22 protein-coding genes are annotated in these 18,609 nt (G+C 42.3%); 12 read left to right on the forward strand and 10 right to left on the reverse strand.

What is annotated here, in order from left to right; translation table 11 throughout:
* Window positions 1-496: 496 nt before the first annotated feature.
* The 4 genes from H6G26_RS05410 to grxD all read left to right on the forward strand — a co-directional run bounded on the left by H6G26_RS05410 (window position 497) and on the right by grxD (window position 2,314).
* On the forward strand, window positions 497-643 hold the full coding sequence (locus tag H6G26_RS05410) for a hypothetical protein (protein WP_190728274.1): 147 nt from the start codon (window positions 497-499) through the stop codon (window positions 641-643).
* A 152-nt stretch (window positions 644-795) separates the two neighbouring features.
* Window positions 796-1,401 carry a hypothetical protein gene (locus tag H6G26_RS05415; protein ID WP_190728275.1) on the forward strand — a complete coding sequence of 202 codons (606 nt, stop codon included), beginning with the start codon at window positions 796-798 and terminating at the stop codon, window positions 1,399-1,401.
* Between the two features lie 235 nt (window positions 1,402-1,636).
* Window positions 1,637-1,894, forward strand: a complete 258-nt coding sequence (locus tag H6G26_RS05420; RefSeq protein ID WP_100899811.1) for a BolA family transcriptional regulator — start codon at window positions 1,637-1,639, stop codon at window positions 1,892-1,894.
* Window positions 1,895-1,990: 96 nt separating this feature from the next.
* Window positions 1,991-2,314 (forward strand): Grx4 family monothiol glutaredoxin, encoded by a 324-nt coding sequence (grxD, locus tag H6G26_RS05425; protein ID WP_190728276.1) that lies wholly within the window; start codon window positions 1,991-1,993, stop codon window positions 2,312-2,314.
* Window positions 2,315-2,845: 531 nt separating this feature from the next.
* On the opposite strand, the gene H6G26_RS05430 is transcribed toward grxD, so the two are convergent.
* Window positions 2,846-3,094 carry a DUF6761 family protein gene (locus tag H6G26_RS05430; RefSeq protein ID WP_190728277.1) on the reverse strand — a complete coding sequence of 83 codons (249 nt, stop codon included), beginning with the start codon at window positions 3,092-3,094 and terminating at the stop codon, window positions 2,846-2,848.
* 581 nt (window positions 3,095-3,675) lie between these two features.
* Between H6G26_RS05430 and H6G26_RS05435 the strand changes: the two genes are divergently transcribed.
* Window positions 3,676-4,449: a response regulator transcription factor gene (locus tag H6G26_RS05435; RefSeq protein ID WP_190728278.1), complete on the forward strand. Its 774-nt coding sequence runs from the start codon at window positions 3,676-3,678 to the stop codon at window positions 4,447-4,449.
* A gap of 74 nt (window positions 4,450-4,523) precedes the next feature.
* Here H6G26_RS05435 and H6G26_RS05440 read toward each other — a convergent pair whose 3' ends face one another.
* The 4 genes from H6G26_RS05440 to H6G26_RS05455 all read right to left on the reverse strand — a co-directional run bounded on the left by H6G26_RS05440 (window position 4,524) and on the right by H6G26_RS05455 (window position 7,116).
* The gene (locus H6G26_RS05440) at window positions 4,524-5,297 is read right to left on the reverse strand and encodes an ATP-binding cassette domain-containing protein (RefSeq protein ID WP_190728279.1); all 774 of its coding nucleotides are present in this window, start codon (window positions 5,295-5,297) and stop codon (window positions 4,524-4,526) included.
* A 66-nt stretch (window positions 5,298-5,363) separates the two neighbouring features.
* The gene (locus tag H6G26_RS05445) at window positions 5,364-5,930 is read right to left on the reverse strand and encodes a hypothetical protein (protein ID WP_190728280.1); all 567 of its coding nucleotides are present in this window, start codon (window positions 5,928-5,930) and stop codon (window positions 5,364-5,366) included.
* 103 nt (window positions 5,931-6,033) lie between these two features.
* Window positions 6,034-6,495 (reverse strand): DUF4079 domain-containing protein, encoded by a 462-nt coding sequence (locus H6G26_RS05450; protein ID WP_190728281.1) that lies wholly within the window; start codon window positions 6,493-6,495, stop codon window positions 6,034-6,036.
* Between the two features lie 225 nt (window positions 6,496-6,720).
* Window positions 6,721-7,116 carry a DUF1830 domain-containing protein gene (locus tag H6G26_RS05455; protein ID WP_190728282.1) on the reverse strand — a complete coding sequence of 132 codons (396 nt, stop codon included), beginning with the start codon at window positions 7,114-7,116 and terminating at the stop codon, window positions 6,721-6,723.
* 257 nt (window positions 7,117-7,373) lie between these two features.
* Between H6G26_RS05455 and H6G26_RS05460 the strand changes: the two genes are divergently transcribed.
* The 4 genes from H6G26_RS05460 (at window position 7,374) to H6G26_RS05475 (ending at window position 11,420) form a co-directional block, all read left to right on the forward strand.
* Complete coding sequence (locus H6G26_RS05460; protein ID WP_190728283.1) at window positions 7,374-7,757, forward strand: hypothetical protein; 384 nt, start codon at window positions 7,374-7,376, stop codon at window positions 7,755-7,757.
* Window positions 7,699-9,291, forward strand: coding sequence for a photosystem II high light acclimation radical SAM protein (locus tag H6G26_RS05465; protein WP_190728284.1), 1,593 nt, complete (start codon window positions 7,699-7,701; stop codon window positions 9,289-9,291). The genes H6G26_RS05460 and H6G26_RS05465 overlap by 59 nt, the downstream gene beginning before the upstream one ends.
* 96 nt (window positions 9,292-9,387) lie before the next feature.
* Window positions 9,388-10,785 carry a DICT sensory domain-containing protein gene (locus H6G26_RS05470; RefSeq protein WP_190728285.1) on the forward strand — a complete coding sequence of 466 codons (1,398 nt, stop codon included), beginning with the start codon at window positions 9,388-9,390 and terminating at the stop codon, window positions 10,783-10,785.
* Window positions 10,782-11,420: a pentapeptide repeat-containing protein gene (locus tag H6G26_RS05475; protein WP_190728286.1), complete on the forward strand. Its 639-nt coding sequence runs from the start codon at window positions 10,782-10,784 to the stop codon at window positions 11,418-11,420. Before H6G26_RS05470 ends, H6G26_RS05475 begins: the two co-directional genes overlap by 4 nt.
* 246 nt (window positions 11,421-11,666) lie before the next feature.
* Here H6G26_RS05475 and H6G26_RS05480 read toward each other — a convergent pair whose 3' ends face one another.
* From H6G26_RS05480 to clpS, 4 genes are all read right to left on the reverse strand, one after another.
* Complete coding sequence (locus H6G26_RS05480; protein WP_347242434.1) at window positions 11,667-11,984, reverse strand: type II toxin-antitoxin system VapC family toxin; 318 nt, start codon at window positions 11,982-11,984, stop codon at window positions 11,667-11,669.
* A 62-nt stretch (window positions 11,985-12,046) separates the two neighbouring features.
* Entirely contained in the window at window positions 12,047-12,274 is a 228-nt protein-coding gene (locus H6G26_RS05485) for a DUF2281 domain-containing protein (protein ID WP_094331172.1), read from the reverse strand.
* A 328-nt stretch (window positions 12,275-12,602) separates the two neighbouring features.
* A complete protein-coding gene (locus tag H6G26_RS05490; RefSeq protein ID WP_190728287.1) occupies window positions 12,603-13,436 on the reverse strand; it encodes a type II CAAX endopeptidase family protein in 834 nt (277 codons plus the stop codon).
* 64 nt (window positions 13,437-13,500) lie between these two features.
* A complete protein-coding gene (gene clpS, locus H6G26_RS05495) occupies window positions 13,501-13,782 on the reverse strand; it encodes an ATP-dependent Clp protease adapter ClpS (RefSeq protein WP_012410249.1) in 282 nt (93 codons plus the stop codon).
* 302 nt (window positions 13,783-14,084) lie between these two features.
* Between clpS and H6G26_RS05500 the strand changes: the two genes are divergently transcribed.
* A complete protein-coding gene (locus H6G26_RS05500; protein ID WP_190728308.1) occupies window positions 14,085-14,444 on the forward strand; it encodes a hypothetical protein in 360 nt (119 codons plus the stop codon).
* An 85-nt stretch (window positions 14,445-14,529) separates the two neighbouring features.
* Here H6G26_RS05500 and H6G26_RS05505 read toward each other — a convergent pair whose 3' ends face one another.
* Window positions 14,530-14,733, reverse strand: coding sequence for a hypothetical protein (locus tag H6G26_RS05505; RefSeq protein WP_190728288.1), 204 nt, complete (start codon window positions 14,731-14,733; stop codon window positions 14,530-14,532).
* A 469-nt stretch (window positions 14,734-15,202) separates the two neighbouring features.
* On the opposite strand from H6G26_RS05505, the gene H6G26_RS05510 reads away from it, so the two are divergent.
* Window positions 15,203-15,532 (forward strand): STAS domain-containing protein, encoded by a 330-nt coding sequence (locus H6G26_RS05510; protein WP_190728289.1) that lies wholly within the window; start codon window positions 15,203-15,205, stop codon window positions 15,530-15,532.
* Between the two features lie 142 nt (window positions 15,533-15,674).
* Window positions 15,675-18,344 carry a TIGR03960 family B12-binding radical SAM protein gene (locus tag H6G26_RS05515; RefSeq protein WP_190728290.1) on the forward strand — a complete coding sequence of 890 codons (2,670 nt, stop codon included), beginning with the start codon at window positions 15,675-15,677 and terminating at the stop codon, window positions 18,342-18,344.
* Window positions 18,345-18,609 lie beyond the last annotated feature (265 nt).

Below are 18,609 nucleotides of genomic sequence, written 5' to 3' on the forward strand. Positions count from 1 at the left end.
TCTTAAGCATTGACCATTAACCATGCATGATTAAGAAACTGCACCTTTTCAAGGTTTGACACTAATTGCTAACTGTTATATTCATCCTGAGTAAGTCACAAAAGATTAGTGCTGTTTTGCAACCTTTGAGGATGTATATATAGATTACCCTCTATTAACAGGATATTCAGCCAAATTGGCATTTTTTTGAGCGAATAGCTAATAATTGTCTGTAAAGTACTGAATTAGTCGATGAGAAATATTCTTACTATTTAGTCAGACAGTTAAATGAAAGTCTTTGGATTTTCCTTGATTTTGTAAACGTGACTGAATAAAAACAAAATTTTGGGAAGCGCGGACTAGGAATAGGAAGCTCGCCATGTTTAACTGATTTGATGCAATGGCGTTTCACACTGAAAGCGATCGCAAATAGTTCAAGCAGTGCTTTGGGAAGATTCTCGTGCCAAATATCCCACTTAAGCTGAGATAATTATTGGGGAAGTCGGTAGCGGGACAGATGGTGAAGCAGCCTAAAACTTTTTCTCAAATCAACTTTTCGCCAGCGCCTTGTCAAACTACTCCCAAAGTGCTTGCTGGTAAACCGATGATTAAAAAATCAGAGGAACTAACGCGATCGCTCATAGCGGCGATTTTAGTTAATTAGTATACACGGGCAATGGGAACTCTATTAAACCGATTTTCAGTCTAAATCAAAGAAACTTAGAATGCAGCTTTGCTTTGTCCAAGACCAAAACAGAGTTAAGATACCCGAAGTTTCCATAAATTTTCTGTATAGTTGTTGAACTAATTGACCCCATGAACACTGCTGTCGCTGTTACCTTGATGCGTCGTACCTTTTTATCAGTCATAGCAGTCCTCAGCCTGCTATCACCTGTGAATGCTCAGGTATCACAGTCACCAGGCACTAATAGCCCACAACCCATTGATCCTAACGCTCCCAATAACCTTCGCCCCATAACCCAAAGTAACAGCCTTTTGAGCATTGAAGGGGGCGATCGCCTCATGAAAGAGGCAGAACAATCCGTTTCTGCTCAAAACTACCCCTTAGCTGCAAAGAAACTACAAGAAGCACGTCAGGTTTATAATCAGCTATCTAATTTTTATCAAGAGTTAAATTCTAGCTTTTCGGGAATTGACAATAGAGTTTCTGATTCTCAGCGTCAAAAAGCTCTATTAACAGCCCAAAAGCGAGATGAAGCCACCTTTCAGCTAGCATTAGTACATCGGGCACAAAATCAGCCAGAATTAGCTGTGCCATTATTGATCCAAATCATTAAGAGTCAAAACCCGACACGGGATTTAGGCAAAAAAGCTTATCAACAGTTGTTGGAGTTGGGTTTTGTTGATTCTCCCTTTCCTACAGCAGGTGGTAGTTCATCTTCCTCATCCCCAAAAAAATAAATTAAATCTTTCTTGTCTGTTTTTCCCATCTCCCTCATCTCCCCCTCCCTCTGAGCAACAGCTTGAGAACGTCTCCAGTGCTAGGATAGGATTATCTGCCGTAGCTTTGAGCCAGCGTCCTCAAAAATCCACCTCAGAGGTGCGTTTATTTCTAGCCTTGCCAAAACCTGAACTTGGCACAGGCATTGCTCCATATCTGTTAATAATAGAAAAGTAAGTTTTTTCAGGAATAGCGATGATTAGTCCGCAGCAGGTTGAGGCAATGATCAAGGCGGAACTGCCAGACGCCCAGGTTCAGGTGCAAGACTTGACTGGTGGCGGTGACCACTATCAGGTAACAGTAGTTTCATCGCACTTTGCAGGTAAGGGACTAGTGCAACAGCACCAGTTAGTTTATGGTGCTTTGGGGCAAGCTATGTCAACTGAAGCAATTCATGCCTTGGCAGTGAAAACATATACTCCTGAATCTTGGCAAGCAACACCAGCTTCGTAAACATAGAGTTACGAATTAGGAGTTAGGAGTTAGGAGTTCTAAATTTTTAACTTCTCACTCGTCATCGTTGAATGTAACATAGGAAACACAAATACCATGACGCCAGAACTCAAAGAGAAAATTGATAACTTGCTGCAACAGAACAAGATTATGGTTTTCATGAAGGGAAACAAGTTAATGCCCCAATGTGGTTTCTCCAACAACGTTGTGCAGATTCTTAATACCTTGGGAGTTCCTTTCGAGACAATTGATGTTCTCTCAGACTCTGAAATTCGCCAGGGGATTAAAGAATACTCTAACTGGCCGACAATTCCCCAAGTGTATATCAATGGTGAATTCCTTGGCGGTTCTGACATCCTAATTGAAATGTATCAAAAGGGTGAATTGCAAGAAAAGGTAGAAGTAGCACTAGCTTCGTAATCTCTTTTTACGCAAACCAGAGGGTATACTGCTAAATTTGCGCTCCGCAATCAAGGCAATTTACCATTTTTAATGTCCTTGAAAAAGAGGCAAGGGAGCAGGGAGCAGGGAGCAAGAGGGATAATTCAGATGGGGATTCAGCCCCACCCACCTGTTGCTTTAGCTTCCCGCTTTCTTAGAAGAACAGAATCGCTGCGACCAGAGGTAGCAGGGGTTTAATTCCGCTACCAAAATCTCCGATTTGGTGGCTTGAAATTAGATGGGGTTGAATCCTGTTCTAAATTCCTGCCTCTTGCCTCCTTCTCTGGGTTTGTGAATAAAAATACTTGAGCTATATTGGAACTCATTTCATAGCTAGTCAACAATCCCCTCTGTCGCATTGGCAAGACCAATATAGGACTGAGGGGATAGGTTTTATCAATACAATATCTCCAAAATCTCACACCACGGCACTAGTTGACCCATACAGATAATATGCTATGATCATCTGCGGCAATTAACGATTACTATCAATTACCAGATAAATGGTACTTAGTAATAATCGCGTAGTGGCTGTGGTTGCGGCACTTCAAAATTTGATCCATCGTACAAGTAGCGGCTGGCTTCCTCTTCTAAGCGATGAATCAGAATAGGTTCAAGAATATTGCCATGTCGTAGTGCGGCTAGATATCCATCCAAATACATCCGCATATCATCAGTGCGATAGCCGCGATTCCATAACTCGACGAAGGCGTCGGTGAGTCTTTGGTAATAGCGGATGGTTTGTGTGTCTTGGAGCATAACTGCTGTATTAATCTCTTTGGAATGAGAATTGTAAATGATTCACGCTCAAATGTGAACTGTAATTTCACTTTGGCATTAACTAAAAGTCAATACATCTACTTTGGGCAGTACCCTCCTAGGAACTACAATCTACTTTAATCCTATTCCAGAAAACATCGATTCTAGTTATCTGCTAAGTTATTTTTATGATTTTCATAGTCAACACCCCGATTGTATTGGTGATAGATTCGTGGGTGGAGAAACTAATTTCTGCAAGATATAATCCACTAGCATCATATTAAAAAACTGTTGTGGTAATAGCTAGCTGCTTAGGCTATAGTTTTTTGGTAGATGATATCCATCTAAAAGCAGAATGTAAAGGTAAAAGAACTTTTCATAAGTCTAACAACACTTTCGATAAATTTAATAAAAATTTAATAATATTTCTAATCGCCCTCGGCAAGGCACAAATTAAAGATATTGCCGCTATTTCTATGAGGAAATGTAAAGCTAATAGCAATTGAGGTAACAAAGGCTACAAAACCTTAGAGATGGGCTTGTTACTTTGAGAGTCATCGACGCTAAGGGGTCTTGCCGCCGTGGGTTCGGTTTGTATAGAAATCATTGAGGGGAATCCCCATTTGAGGTCGTTGCTGGGTTGGCACTTGCAACAACTGGAATACCGTGTGCATCAAGCTGCCAGTATTTATCAAGCAAGGGAAGTATTTTTAAGTCATCAACCAACACTGGTAGTTTTGGATGCAGACCTGCCTGATGGTGATGGCATTGAGTTTTGTCGTTGGTTGCATCGTCAGCAGCAGCCTCTAATCTTAATGCTATCTGCCCGTAATACTGAAGGTGATATCGTCGCAGGTTTAAAGGCGGGTGCAGATGATTATTTAAGCAAACCTTTTGGGATGCAAGAATTTTTGGCACGGGTAGAGGCACTGATTCGTCGGAAGCGCACACCTACAGCACCAGCTTATTTGGATTATGGCACTTTGCAAATTGATTTAGTTCAGCGCCGTGTCCGCTTCCAGGGGGAGTTCATTGACTTAACGCCGCAAGAATTCAGCTTGCTGTACGTTTTGGCACAAGCTGGGGGAGTGCCTTTGAGTAGGTCAGAATTGCTGCGCCGTGCTTGGCCTGACGCTATCGATAACCCTCGTACCATTGATACTCACGTTTTATCGCTGCGGAAAAAGGTTGAACTTGATCCTCGTCAACCCAACTTGATTCAAACTATCCGCAATGTAGGATACCGTTTTAATATGGAAATTTTGAATACCAATATTTCACAATCACAAACAACAAAGTTACCTAGAGAAAGATTTAATAATCAACGTTCAACACTTAGTACTAGTCAAGTTTGATGCGGCATTGGGCATAGGGCATTGGAGTGAGGGGGAGTAAGAAGATTACTCCTGATTGCTGTCTCATCCAAAATCTAAAATCCAAAATCGTCTTGATTTTCTGCTTGAATTAAACTTTCTCGTAGTTCAACCCAGTTTATTTCAGAGACTTTTTGGTTTGCCAATAAATGACCTTGCTGTAGATGTAACAATCGAGTGCAAAACATTTGGGCTAGTTCCAGTTGGTGATTTACCATTAAAATCGTGGTTTGATGAGTTTGACTCAACTGGGTTAAGACTTGCATTAGATGAGAAGCAGTACCAGCATCAAGGGCAGAGGTTGGCTCATCTAATAATAATATTTTAGGCTGGATAACCAAGGCACGAGCGATCGCTACTAGTTGTCGTTGTCCGGCAGAAAGTTGCACCTCTGTTCGCCCCAACCATTCACTAGGAATGTGCAGTTGTTCTGTCCAGTGAGTGACTCGTTGCTGAATTGTCTGTTTGGACAAACCACGCAAGACTAAAGGATAAGCCAAGGCTTGCCCAACTGTCATCCCCAAAAGTTTTGATTCTTGCAATACAAGCGTCACTATCTGGCGTAGCTGGATGACGGGAATTTGGCGATATTCTTGGTTTTCTAAATAGATTTTGCCACTTGTGGGTTCAATTAGGCGGTTGAGGAGGCATAGTAACGAAGTTTTACCAGCGCCAACTGGCCCTACAATTGCAATGCGATCGCCCTGTAATGCCTCCAAGAAAATATCTTGCAATATGGGGTATCCTTGCTGATTGCCTGGAAGTTGGGTTTTCAGCCTTGTAAACAGATTAACTTGCTCTAGCCTGAGTGTGGCTTTTGCTGTATTCAATGGAGTAGGGAATAGGGAGTGGAGAGATGGGGAGGCAGAGGAGGTAGGGGATGCCCCATGCCCATTTTAAGTTAATTGTCTGGTAGTTAAAGCTGTAGCGATCGCCCAGCCATCGACCAATAGTAACAGCAGGGTGAATACTAGTAAAATCAGGTACATCCACGGCTGTGCTAAAGGGCGAACATCTGTGGTATCAATGCCCGTCTTTGCTTGGACAATTTGCACGAAACGGGCAAATCCAGCTACACGCATCGGTAATAAATAAGCTTTCCCATCCTGGCTAAGGAAGTAATAAACTAGCCCTCCTTGACCAGTAGTGCGGGGTTTTAACTCTTTCACCTCTGACCAAGGTAAAAACCAGCCTTTACGAAAAAAGCGAGGCACCCAGGCGGGGTAGGTAACCTGAATTCCCTGCTCATCTACTATTACTTGTTCAGTCAATACAGCATATAAGGCAACTAAGCCGATGCTAATGCCTATCCACAATAATTCTGGGGGTACGGGTGCAGCTGTTACCTGCGATAAGAAGGGTAATGGAACTGTGAGTGCTATGTATAGACTCAACAGGGTTATCCGAATCAAAGGAGACAGACGAAAAACAGAAGCGGAAATATTGGCTGAGGTTGCTGTCACGGCTCAATTACAATGCTTTTCTTCATTGTAGGGTAGGTCTATGTCTTACTTAGCTTGTCGCGCAAAAGCTATGCCACTTTAATAATTCGTAATTCGTAATTCTTTAGGGTAAATATTTTTGCACTACAATCCAACCAGTAAGGGATACCCAGGCAAATCCTACAAATAAAATAATATTTACGCCGATGTGTAAGGGTCTAGCCCAAGGTTGTCCGGTACTAATTTGCGTCGCACTGAAAGCAGATAGTAAAACTAATCCTACTACTATCAATCCAGCAACTAAATGTGATGAGTGACCCAAGGAGCCAAAATGACCGAGAGTGCCAACAATGCCGATCGCTAGCAATAGTAGCACTAAACTTACCATGCTGATGCCCATTAGATAGTGGAGCGATCGCACTCCTTGACGTCCGCCCATAAATTGGGTACTAAAAGGAAATTGCTGCGAAGTTCTCGCCCGAAACATCCAAACGCCGGTGACTGCTAACATCAGGTATGCTAGCAGGGATAACCCCATCGACCAGGCGGCTATTTTCCACAACCAAAGAAATGAAGGCAGATTCATAAGAATGATTGTAGATGAAATGGGGGAGATAAGAGAGCAGGGGAGGCAGGGGGAGCAGGGGGAGCAGGGGGACAAAGGGACAAGAGGTGAGAACTTGAAACAAGTCTTTCCCCTTGTCCCCATGCCCAATCCCCAATCCCTAATCCCCAATTTCCAATTCCCAACAAATAATAAACAAAAAGGGCTGCTGAATTAGCAGCCCTTAAATTTAGTAAAAATTTTTTTTTAATCAACCGATGCTAAACCAACGATTTGTAAGGGTTTTGTACTATCTCCGATTTTTGTATTAATTTGCTGCACTATAGACCTAGTATTAATAAGGTCTTTTTCGTCTGATGAGTCTGTATCAAACTCATAAGTGCTGGGTTCGTCAAGCATTAGGCGATCGCATGGAATTTTATCGGATAAAATTGCACTTGCCATCATCCCTGTATGAATCTCCACTTGAGCTTTTCGTGGAGCTTCAAACACTAAACGTTGTCCAGGGAAAACAACCCTTTCAAAGTACCAGTTCGGAATATCGGAGATGCGAGCTATCTGGATTTTGCTGGTGGCATTAATGTAGCAGCAGAGAATTTTTCCTGATTGCTCAGGTGGTAGAGGATCTAATATTTGAGCCATAACTGCTGAGGAGCTTTACGCCACAATTTTACATTACACCAGCCAACCCTAGCATTGCCTGATCCCCAGTTGCTGTAGCTCCGACTACCAACTGAAATCTTTGTAGATTATTTATACCTAAAGATATAGGCAGGTTGTGAAAACTTTGTAAATATTTTTGCTTTATCTGCAATTTTACACTATGTGAACATTTTTAAGTTCTTAATTTACCGCAAAAAATCTTTAACTTTCTGAAGGCGGATAATTACAGGGTAGCTATGGCGAAGATCCCCTTAGCTGGAGATAGTTCAGGAGTGTATTTTTGTGTTTTAGCGATCGCAGGATTAAAAGCCTGGGATCATCGCTTAATGAATGAACTCGATGTTATCGTAAAGCTATATGAAAAATATCTTCATAAAGCCTCTCTTGATCCCCTACATTTAGTATGCAAAGCAATTTTATTAATTCGTGCATCTATAAAAAATTTGCATATATCAATAATTGGCTTCAATGTCAAGCAAAATTGTCAGAGATTAAGAGCAGCCAAAACAAAAACACACTTTAAAACAGGAATTTATCTCGCTTTCCCCAAAGATTGGCAAGATGGAAGTCAAAATACCTATGATGGAAAATCGAATTCTTTACGTTCGCCTTCCTTGTAACCCTATCTTTCCCATTGGGGTTGTCTATCTGAGCGATCATGTTCACAAACAGTTTCCTAATATCGAACAGCGCATTTTTGATTTAGGAACAGTGCCACCTTTAGATTACAGTTCCGCCTTGGATCGTTGTATCGATGAATTTAAACCGACACTGCTAGTATTTTCTTGGCGAGATATACAAATTTATGCTCCAGTTGGTGGACGTGGCGGTAATCCATTACAAAACGCCTTTGAATTTTACTACGCTAAGAATCTTCTATTGAAACTACGCGGGGGATTAGGCGGTTTACGGATCTTCATCGCTTACTATGTAGAGTTATGGCGCAATCAGGGCTTAATAAAACGTGGTTTAAAGCGTGCCCAAAAATATAATTCTAATGCCCGTGTAGTTGTAGGTGGTGGTGCAGTCAGTGTATTTTATGAACAGTTGGGTAAAAGCTTACCTCAAGGGACAATTATTTCTGTGGGTGAAGGGGAAACCCTGTTAGAAAAACTTTTAAGTGGCAGAGATTTTCGAGATGAGCGCTGTTACGTAGCGGGAGAAACTCAACCACGGAAACGGCTAATTCACGAACAACCCACTCCACTAGAAAAAACAGCTTGTAATTACGACTATATCGAAAGCATCTGGCCGGAATTTAACTTTTACCTGCAAGAGCAAGATTTTTATATAGGTGTACAAACTAAGCGTGGTTGCCCTCACAACTGTTGTTATTGCGTCTACACTGTTGTCGAAGGTAAACAAGTACGCATCAACCCAGCAGATGAAGTAGTTGCTGAGATGCGTCAATTATATGATCGCGGCATTCGCAACTTCTGGTTTACCGATGCCCAATTCATTCCAGCGCGAAAATTTATCGACGATGCCATAGAACTCTTGCAAAAAATCGTCGATTCTGGTATGACAGATATCCACTGGGCAGCATATATCAGAGCCGACAATTTGACACCAGAGTTGTGCGACTTGATGGCAAAAACCGGGATGAACTACTTTGAAATCGGGATTACCAGTGGTTCTCAAGAACTCGTGCGGAAAATGCGGATGGGGTACAACCTGCGAACCGTCTTGCAAAACTGCCGTGACTTAAAAGCAGCTGGTTTTAACGATTTAGTTTCCGTCAACTACTCCTTTAACGTCATTGACGAACGTCCCGAAACCATCCGCCAAACCATCGCCTACCACCGCGAACTAGAACGGATTTTTGGTGCCGATAAAGTCGAACCTGCCATTTTCTTTATTGGGCTGCAACCCCATACCCATTTAGAAGAATACGCATTCAAAGAAGGCATCCTCAAACCAGGATATGATCCAATGAGCTTGATGCCGTGGACAGCTAAAAAACTTCTTTGGAATCCCGAACCCCTTGGTTCATTCTTCGGTGAAGTCTGCTTGCAAGCTTGGCAACAAAACCCCAACGATTTCGGACGCGAAGTCATGAAAATCTTGGAGGAAAAATTGGGTTGTGCCGACTTAGAAGCAGCACTTTCCGCACCAATAGAAACGAAAGAAAAACAGTTAGCGGGTATATCCTAGAAAACGCAATAATATGGGGATATTCAAAATTATGAATTTTTCCCCCTCTCTTCCTTTGTATCCTCTGCGCCTTTGCGGTTATTTTTACCAAATCCCATGTTAGAAGGTTCAATCCTACAACAGCTAGAAACAGCCCATCGCCATACCACCAGACCGATTCGATTCGGTGTTTACTACAAAAATACCCTAGTTGCCTTGTGCCATGCTCTAGAAGACCATATCTTAACCGACGACGGTACACCCTTAGTCATCACAGCCTTCCAACGGGGTAAATGGTATCTGCAAGAAGCCAGGCGATATGCAGACATCGCCCAGCGCAGCCGCGAAATTGCCATCATGGCTGCCTCTGAATCCGGCTTTGCTGAACATCCTACCAGCCAGCTACCCAATGTAGACTTAGTGGCATTAGATCCAGTCGATTCGGTAGCTCAGGAGTGGCACTTAATTATTTTATCGCCTAAGTACACAGCAATGGTAATTTGTCAAGAATTATCAGAGGCTGATTATGGCAGCACTGGAGTACCGACATCAGATTTAGAGCGCAAATTTTATGGCTTGTGGACATTTGAGCCAGAGTTAGTGCAAGAGACAGCAGAAATAGCGATCGCTCACATCAAAAAATACAACCCAGAACTGGCCCAAAAACTCACAGCCGATAAACAACAAATTGTACCGTCAATGGACAGATCAGAAAATTTAGGTGCAGTTGTTTCCCGTGTAGTAGATTACCTTCAGACTGGGCAAGATAATTTATCCATACCAACAGCGTCTCACCAAAAAACCCTAGATCGCAACTTGGTTTCCAACGAAATCCAAGCCTTTTTGCGAATGGCGCAACTGATGGATATGGCAGATGTCAACAATCCAATGGCAGCTGCGGAAGTAGTAGCTCTTGCTGAAGCGATCGCCCAGCTTTTGGATCTTCCTGCATGGCAGATTAAGAGATTGCGGCTAGCGGCTTTGTTGCATCGCATAGATCCGTTACAGAAAGCAGAAAGCGTACTCAGTGACGGTATAACCACACGCTACCACGAAGATGCTCCCAGTTGTCCCTTGACTTGTCCCTTAGTACCGGGGGCGCAAGTATTGCGAACCATGCCAAGACTACGAGCAGTTGCTCAAATTATTACTCATCAAAGCGAGTGGTGGAATGGTACAGGAGAACCAGCAGGTTTAGCTGGAAACGAAATTCCCCTAGAGTCGAGAATTTTGGCATTATTGGCAGACTTTCAGTGGCGAGTCAATGAGCGAAAATCGTCAAATCAAAGCCGGGAGCAAATATTTACTCAAGCTTTAGATGATTGCAGACAGCAACAATCTACCCGCTTTGACCCTAAACTTGTAGATACCCTAACTTTATTAGTTATGGGTTTACAACAGGGACTCGACTTACCCATCATGACACCCAAAGTTAGCGCTGGCATCTGGATACTTGATTCCCAATGGGATAGTCACAGCAAGATAAGTGAGGAGATTGGTAGTTACTTTACATGAATATTGAAGCCATTAAATTAGGAAAACTCAAACAACTTCCAGGGGCGAATTTAGAAGACGAGGAACTCTCTCGATTGGATTTAAGCCGCATTAATCTTGCTGGTGCTATCCTTGTTGGCACTAATTTCGCTGCTTCCAAACTCGAAGGCGGGCATTTGGAGGGGGCGAATTTGATGGGGGCCAACCTCCAAGAAACTGACTTGCGGGCGAATTTGATGGGAGCAAACCTGATGCAAGCAGATTTAACAGGTGCTGACTTGCGGGGTAGCAATTTGCGTGGTGCTAACTTGATGGGAGCAAGACTCAGTAATGTGTCATTAGTGGGTGCTTTCTTGAGTGGTGCCAATTTGATGAACGTGAACTTGCAAGGCGTTGATTTGCGGGGTTCTGACTTGCGCGGTGCAAACCTGACTGGGGCAAATCTCAAAGGTGCAGATTTAAGTCGCGCCGATTTGCAAGGGGCATTATTGAGTGAAGCAAACCTTGAAGAAGCTGACTTGCGGGGGGCGAATTTGGCAGGGGCAAATTTAACAGGAGCGAATTTACTCTGTGCAGAGTTAGAAGGTGCAAATTTAAGCGGCGTTAATTTTAATAAAGCGTGTTTGGTGGGTACTGTGATTGAGACAAGTTTATGAGAATCGCAAAAATTACTGTTCTATGGGGGAAAGGTGTAGCTTTTTCTCCTTCATACAACAGAGCCACAAAATGTTTTAAGATTCAGGTAGATTGACCACGCTACCGATAATATTTTAACGCAGAAACTCATGTGCTGATTTAGGAAACGCACCTTCCGCAGATGAAATCGATATAGCCCGTAGTGAAGAATAGGCTAGCTTTCCACGGGAGGATATTTGATGCTGCGTGCCGTAGCCACTTTTTCATCACCAAACCGGCTGAATATTATAAGCATCAAAAGCCGAATCACGACTAATCAAAACAAGGGAATGATTCATCGCCTGTGCCACCAGAATACGATCAAACGGATCTCGATGATGGAGTGGTAAATAACGGAATTGAACAGTATCGGTAAAGGTAATAGGGAGAATCGTTATACCCGCAGCAATTAGTTTAGGTTCAATCTCTTCAAAAGCACCCTGTAGAGATAGTTTTCCAATGTTGAGTTTAATCGCCATTTCCCAAAGACTTGCAATACTAAAGAAAACAGCCTCAGCAGATTCAATTTTTTCTCTAGTTAACACTGGCAGGGTGGCATCATTCGAGACAAATCAGATAAAAGCATGAGTATCCAATAGTAATCTATTCATTCCATATATTCTTTCATATCTTGAAGCGGCTCATCAAAGTCATTAGGCAATGGCAGAACAAACATTCCTTTCATCGTTCCAGCAACGCGACGCTTGTTTGTCTGCTTTTCTTCGGTAGAGTTTTTAGCGTGCTTCTCTATCAAAAACTCAATGTAATGAAGCACTTCTGTCTGAAGGGACTCAGGGAGTTCTTCTAATTTTTCTAAAATGACTGGCTGTATCATTGTTTTTTCTCCTTGGCAATTTTTATGAAAAACATCACAGCTATATTTGTTTAAATGTCAAATACATTTTAATACGGTTTGATAAGCACTTTAATATCATGTCCGCTTGATTACTTACTAAACCCCAAGAACCCCACCCCGCAAACGGCTATCCATTACCCGGATCTTTCTTAACGAAGTAAAAAAATTAAATGGAAAAATAAATGGAAAGTAAAGAAGACCTACACAGAAGCTAATAGCATTTGCTAACACCCACTGCATCCAAAAATCACTATTAGTCTGCTGATTTATCATAAATAAATAGCTGATACGATTAATATTTTTATTTTCATATATGACGCGATCGCTCAGTTCGCCCTCGTATCCACAAAGCTAGTACACTCATTAACAACACCCCCATCACTCCTTGCAGGGGATTATTATTCACACCAGTTACCCAATCAGGAACTTCACCAGAATATTTCACTAATTTACCTACATTAATAATGTAGTAACCCCAAACTAAACCACCATGTAAACCAATTGGAAAACCCAAGCGTCCCCTCCGCCAACGCTTTCCCCATACTTGCGTTAATCCCAGCAGTACTAAAGCTGGAAATTGTGGCAGTGTATGAATAATTGCCTCCAAGGGTTTAATAAAGTGCAATGTAGCAAAAGCAATTGCATCAGTCCACAGTGCCACACGCGGATTGTAATCTCGTTGTAACTCATCTAACAACCAGCCTCGGAATAACAATTCCTCAGCGAATCCGATGCCCAAGCCAACAAGTAAACCCTCTAAAATTACTTTCAGCAAAAAAACTTTCGGTTGTTGCCACACTAACCAACCCAATAAACTTTCTACTCCAAAAAGTATCAGAATATTAATTATCCCCATAGCCAAGCCACGCAGCAAATCTACACCGTTTTGTCGCGTGAATTCTAAGCCATAATGCCGCAGAATTTGGGGCTGCTGGTAGACATATTTGCCCCATAGTCTCAGGAGAAAAATAAATACCGCATATAACAATACCAATGTCAATATACTTTCTAAGTTTGAATCATCCACTAGAAAGCATATTGGTGCAGCCAATGGCAACCATAGCAGCAATAAAGTCAAAATAAAAGAACCCAGCCTAATAGGGGCAGGGCGTTCAGCTAAATGGATAAGGTTTTTTTTCATACAAAATAAGTCATCAATCACCAGTCAATACTCTAAATTTTGACCAATGACCAATGACCAATAACTATTCGTCAGGTTCAATTGTGCTACTTAAACCGTGACTTATCAACGTTTCGCAATAGAACTCAGCGTGTTCCAGGGCGCAAGTAATGACTAAAGCTAGCCCGTTAGTATGGGCTTCCATCATGATGCTAACAGCCTGGGGTTGAGTAAGGCTCGGCACAGTGGCTATTAGTGACTGCACAACATGCTCCATAGAGTTGTAGTCGTCGTTATGGAGCAAAACGCGATAGCGAGGCGCTAGCTTACGGGTTGTGGAAGGCTTTTGAATAGTTTCAACTGACACGGCTCTTTGCTCTTTTCTTGTTGATTCACTACTACAAAATGTCTGTGTAGCGATCGCTTAACAGTTATTCACCTATTCTATAGTATTTCTGTTCAGATACTATCCTAGAAAAACCCTTTGCTGCTAGGGATTGGTCGTATTAGTTTTTGCGTAGCCACTTGTGAAGTACATATCTTAAGACATGGTTGCTGTGAGAGTGCTACCTTAATGTTACAGAAGCTTCCTTTAAAAGTAGCGCATTCTCACTTTTAAAATTAAGGAAGTTGCAAAATAATCGTTGTCCCTGCCCAAACTGCATAATGATGGACATTAGCCTAGATTTTCTTCAACCAGGACAAATTGTGTCTTTAGAGCATGGCGACAGGAATCTGTATGCAGAAGTCATTCAATTTGTAGTTTCCCGTCAGTTGTGCTGGGTACGTCCTTTGTTAATGGTTACTTTCATTCAAGAATCGCCGCTAATTACTGATTTGCGAGATGCATCTGACTTACTTTGGCCTGCCAATTTATTTAGGCCAGCATTAGACACAGAAGTAATTAGCTTGTTGAGCCAAGTTTTAGCAAAAGAACCAAAAAGTGAACCTGACTCAGCCGCAAAGCAGCAACTTAATCAGTTTATTTACCAACTTTGGCAAGCATACCAAGATAGTACTGAGTGCTGAGTCAATAAGCTTGAGTTAAGCTTCTCAGTCTCATCCATGTACCTCATTCGACAGAGATACGCTATAAACCTCTATGCCTAAGCAATTATAAATATCCCAAGCTAGGAACTAGCTTAACTCTACCAGCATCCATCTCGGACATTAATAATTCCAGAGCTTCGTAGTCAACGTCAGAAATGTAACCTAGTTCTGTTAGTTCTGAGTTGATTTCGTTTTCTATCTCAGGAGTTAGTTTTTTAATGTCAAGAGCTTTTTCTACCAATTTCCGAATAGCGTACTGAGTTCTCATACGTAATAAACCAACTGTATATTGATATTAATTATCCCAGATAAGCCTAAGTATAAAGAGTGTTCAAATCATAACTTATTAGTGATATATATCACTGGTAAGTTACATAAATAGATAATTAGCTATGACTCTGCTGTAGGCCATCAGCAACGCTAAAGTGGGAGATTTAACTTACCGTTAAGAGTTAGCTAAATTAGCTCTAGTTATGACTAAGCAAGTTTTCTCAGCATGGTTACTGATGATTTGGCTGCTCTAAATCTGTCTATGTTGATTGTTTTTGAACTGAGATAAAAAAAAAGTATATATAAACACACTTTAATCGGGAATTATGACAATCTTTAAACAGACATACTAAAGAAATAAAGATTCAGCAAAGAGAGCTAAGACATATGGTCGATGCAACAAAATAGAGTTTATGTTCAAATAATTCTTAGTTCGACGCTTCAATAATTCTCAATAGGATGTAACTATGCAAGCAGTGCTTAACTATCCCAAGATTGCAGTCATTCGCCCTCAAGGGTATTTGAATACTACAAACGCCTTGGAATTTGAACGAGATATGACCACAGCGTTGGCACAAAATGGTATTTCCATCTTGGTAGTAGACCTCGCGGCAGTAGAATCGTTAGACAGCGCTGGGTTGATGGCATTGTTATCTATACACAAGCTCGCTCTTAGTTTAGGAAGGGGTTTTCGACTTTGCGCTGTTGCTCCGTCAATTAGAATTATTTTTGAACTAACGCAACTCGATAGGGTGTTTGAAATATTGGATGGTGAAGTTGAGTTGGCTGCAACATAACTTTATGTAAAACAAAGCGGGTAGGAAGTGGACTTTATGTAAAGGAGTTATAAGTTGCAACGATAAACTCTGTTAGAAGACCTAATTCAATGCTAAGGTTGGGTTTGATTAGCTGTAATTAAGGTAGCTAGAAGATAGCACAGTGGCTGTTGCAGTTGAAAAATTAATAACATCGGATATTTTAAAACCAGGACGTTACCTGGGTAATGAGCGTTTAGCAGTACATAAAGCTTGGGATACGGCAGCAATACGCTGGGTATTAACTTACCCAGAAGTATATGAAGTCGGTGCATCCAATTTAGGGCACATCATTCTCTATAACATCTTGAATGCCCAACCGCGTCAATTGTGCGATCGCGCCTACCTACCAGGGCAAGACCTGGCAACCAAACTACGCGAAACCAATACGCCATTGTTTGCGGTAGAGTCAAAGCGATCGCTCACAGAATTCGACATTTTAGGCTTTAGCCTCAGTTACGAACTGGGTGCAACTAATATCCTAGAAATGTTGGATCTGGCGGGAATTCCCTTGACGTGGAAAGAAAGGCAAAAAGCTGGCGTTGCAGGGGGGGAATTTCCCAATCTCCAGTCCCAGTTTCCGTTGGTTTTTGCTGGTGGGCAAACAGCAACATCGAATCCTGAACCTTATGCCGACTTCTTCGACTTCATCGCCCTTGGAGATGGAGAGGAACTGCTGCCAGAAATTGGTCTGGTATTGGAAGAAGGAAAACAAGCAGGATTGAGTCGGGAAGATATATTACTGGATTTGGCACAAATACCAGGCGTATATGTTCCCCAGTTTTACGACATGGCAGAGGATGGCTCAGTCCATCCTTGTCGGACAGACGTACCAAAACGAATTCTGCGACGGGTTGCAACTCCCATACCAGCATATTCTATTGGGCTAGTTCCCTATGTAGAAACGGTGCATGACCGTTTGACCATTGAAATTCGGCGTGGTTGCACTCGTGGCTGTCGCTTCTGCCAACCAGGAATGCTAACTCGACCAGCACGGGATGTAGAACCCGATAAGGTTGTAGAAGCAATTGAACAGGGGATGCGGGCAACTGGTTACAATGAGTTTTCCCTATTATCTCTGAGTTGTTCTGATTATTTGTCCCTACCAGCAGTAGGGATGGAAATCAAAAATCGCTTAAAAAATGAAAACATTTCTCTGACTCTACCAAGCCAACGGGTAGACAGATTTGATGAGAATATTGCCAACATCCTTGGAGGTACGCGGCAAAGTGGACTGACTTTTGCTCCAGAAGCTGGAACTCAGCGGATGCGAGACATCGTAAATAAAGGTTTGACAAATGAAGAATTGTTGCGGGGGGTAAAAACCGCTTGGGAGCAAGGCTGGGATAAAATCAAGTTGTATTTTATGATTGGCTTGCCCGGTGAGACGGATGCTGATGTTTTAGGCATTGCCGAAACAGTCAGCTGGCTACAGCGAGAATGTCGGGGCAAGGGTAGAAAACCTCTAAACTTTAACCTAACGATTTCTAACTTTACACCCAAGCCCCATACACCATTCCAATGGCACTCAGTTTCTACCACTGAATTTAAGCGTAAACAAAACCTGTTGCGGCAAGAATTCCGCCGAATAAAGGGAGTGAAGGTAAATTTTACCGATGTTCGCATTTCGGCAATGGAAGATTTTGTGGGACGAGGCGATCGCAATTTGAGCAAAGTAGTCCGCCGCGCTTGGGAATTGGGTGCAGGGATGGATTCCTGGTATGAAAATTTAGATAAAGCTTTTAGTGCTTGGGAAGATGCGATCGCCCAAGCCGATCTAGATTGGAAATACCGCCAAATAGAAAATGGCGAATGGAATTTGTTTCACGCGCAAGATCAAAATAGATCAGAAGACACGGAAAATGCCCAATTCCCAACTCCCCACTCCCTCGATACTCCCCTCCCTTGGGATCATATTGATACCGGGATTGATAAAAAGTGGCTCCAAGAAGACTTGCAACGCGCCTTAGAAGCTGCAATTGTACCCGACTGCTCTTTTGAAGGTTGTTCTCACTGTGGCGTATGTGGAACCGACTTTGGCCATAACGTCGTCATTGAACCACCTGGTATCCCGACATTCACTGGTGAGTTTGTTCCCAACACAACTAAGGCACAAAGACTGCGAGTTTGGTTTGGCAAACAGGGTAATATGGCTTTAGTAAGCCACCTAGATTTAATCCGTCTGTTTGACCGAGTTGTGCGACGAGCAGGCTTACCAATAGCTTTCACTGGCGGGTTTCATCCAATGCCGCGGATTTCTCTAGCAACTGCTTTGGCTCTAGGAGCTACTAGTAGTGGTGAAATTGCGGATTTTGAGTTAACTGTGCCAGTGTCCGTCGATATTATTCGAGAAAAGTTAGTTAGGGAAATGCCCACAGACATACCCATATATAATGTGGAGCAGATAGATTTAAAAACTCCGGCAGCTACTCAACTGCTAGAAACCGCAGAATATTTAATTACCGTAGCAGCACTTGAAGAAACAATACCTATACAACAATGGCAAGAATGGATTGATACCATCAAAGCAAAAGATGAGATTTGGTACGAGCATACAACAAAGTCAGGCAAGAGCCAGTTAATAAATCTGCGCGATCGCTTATTTGAACTGGAATTAGTAGAAACCCCCAAAAGCATTGCAGAATCTATATCTGTTATCCGTTATGTAGGTAGCTATCGCCAAGATGGTTTTCTATTGCGTCCTGAACAAATCCTGTTTATGCTAGGGATAGTGGCTAATGTAGAATTTCAACTCCTGCACATCCACCGCAATCGGCTAATTTTAGGGGTATAATCCCTGTAGGGCAGCTTGCTAGTAGCTGTCCTAAATTGGCATACGTCGGAATTGATTTTTAGCAAGGTTGCGTTAGAATGGGGTGAAGAGAAATTTTCTGACGCTGCATTGAATTAGCTGGTTCACTACCCTGGTGCTCAGGGGGCGAAAGCAAAGATAGAAGAAGTGCAAATTCTAGGATTTTATCCCAGACAAACTGAGGCAGATTAAAGAACACACTCTCTCTATAGCTACCTTGTGAATCAGTAATTAACAGCAGGCTCGG

The organism is Nostoc sp. FACHB-888 (assembly GCF_014696655.1).
Taxonomy (GTDB): Bacteria; Cyanobacteriota; Cyanobacteriia; order Cyanobacteriales; family Nostocaceae; genus Nostoc.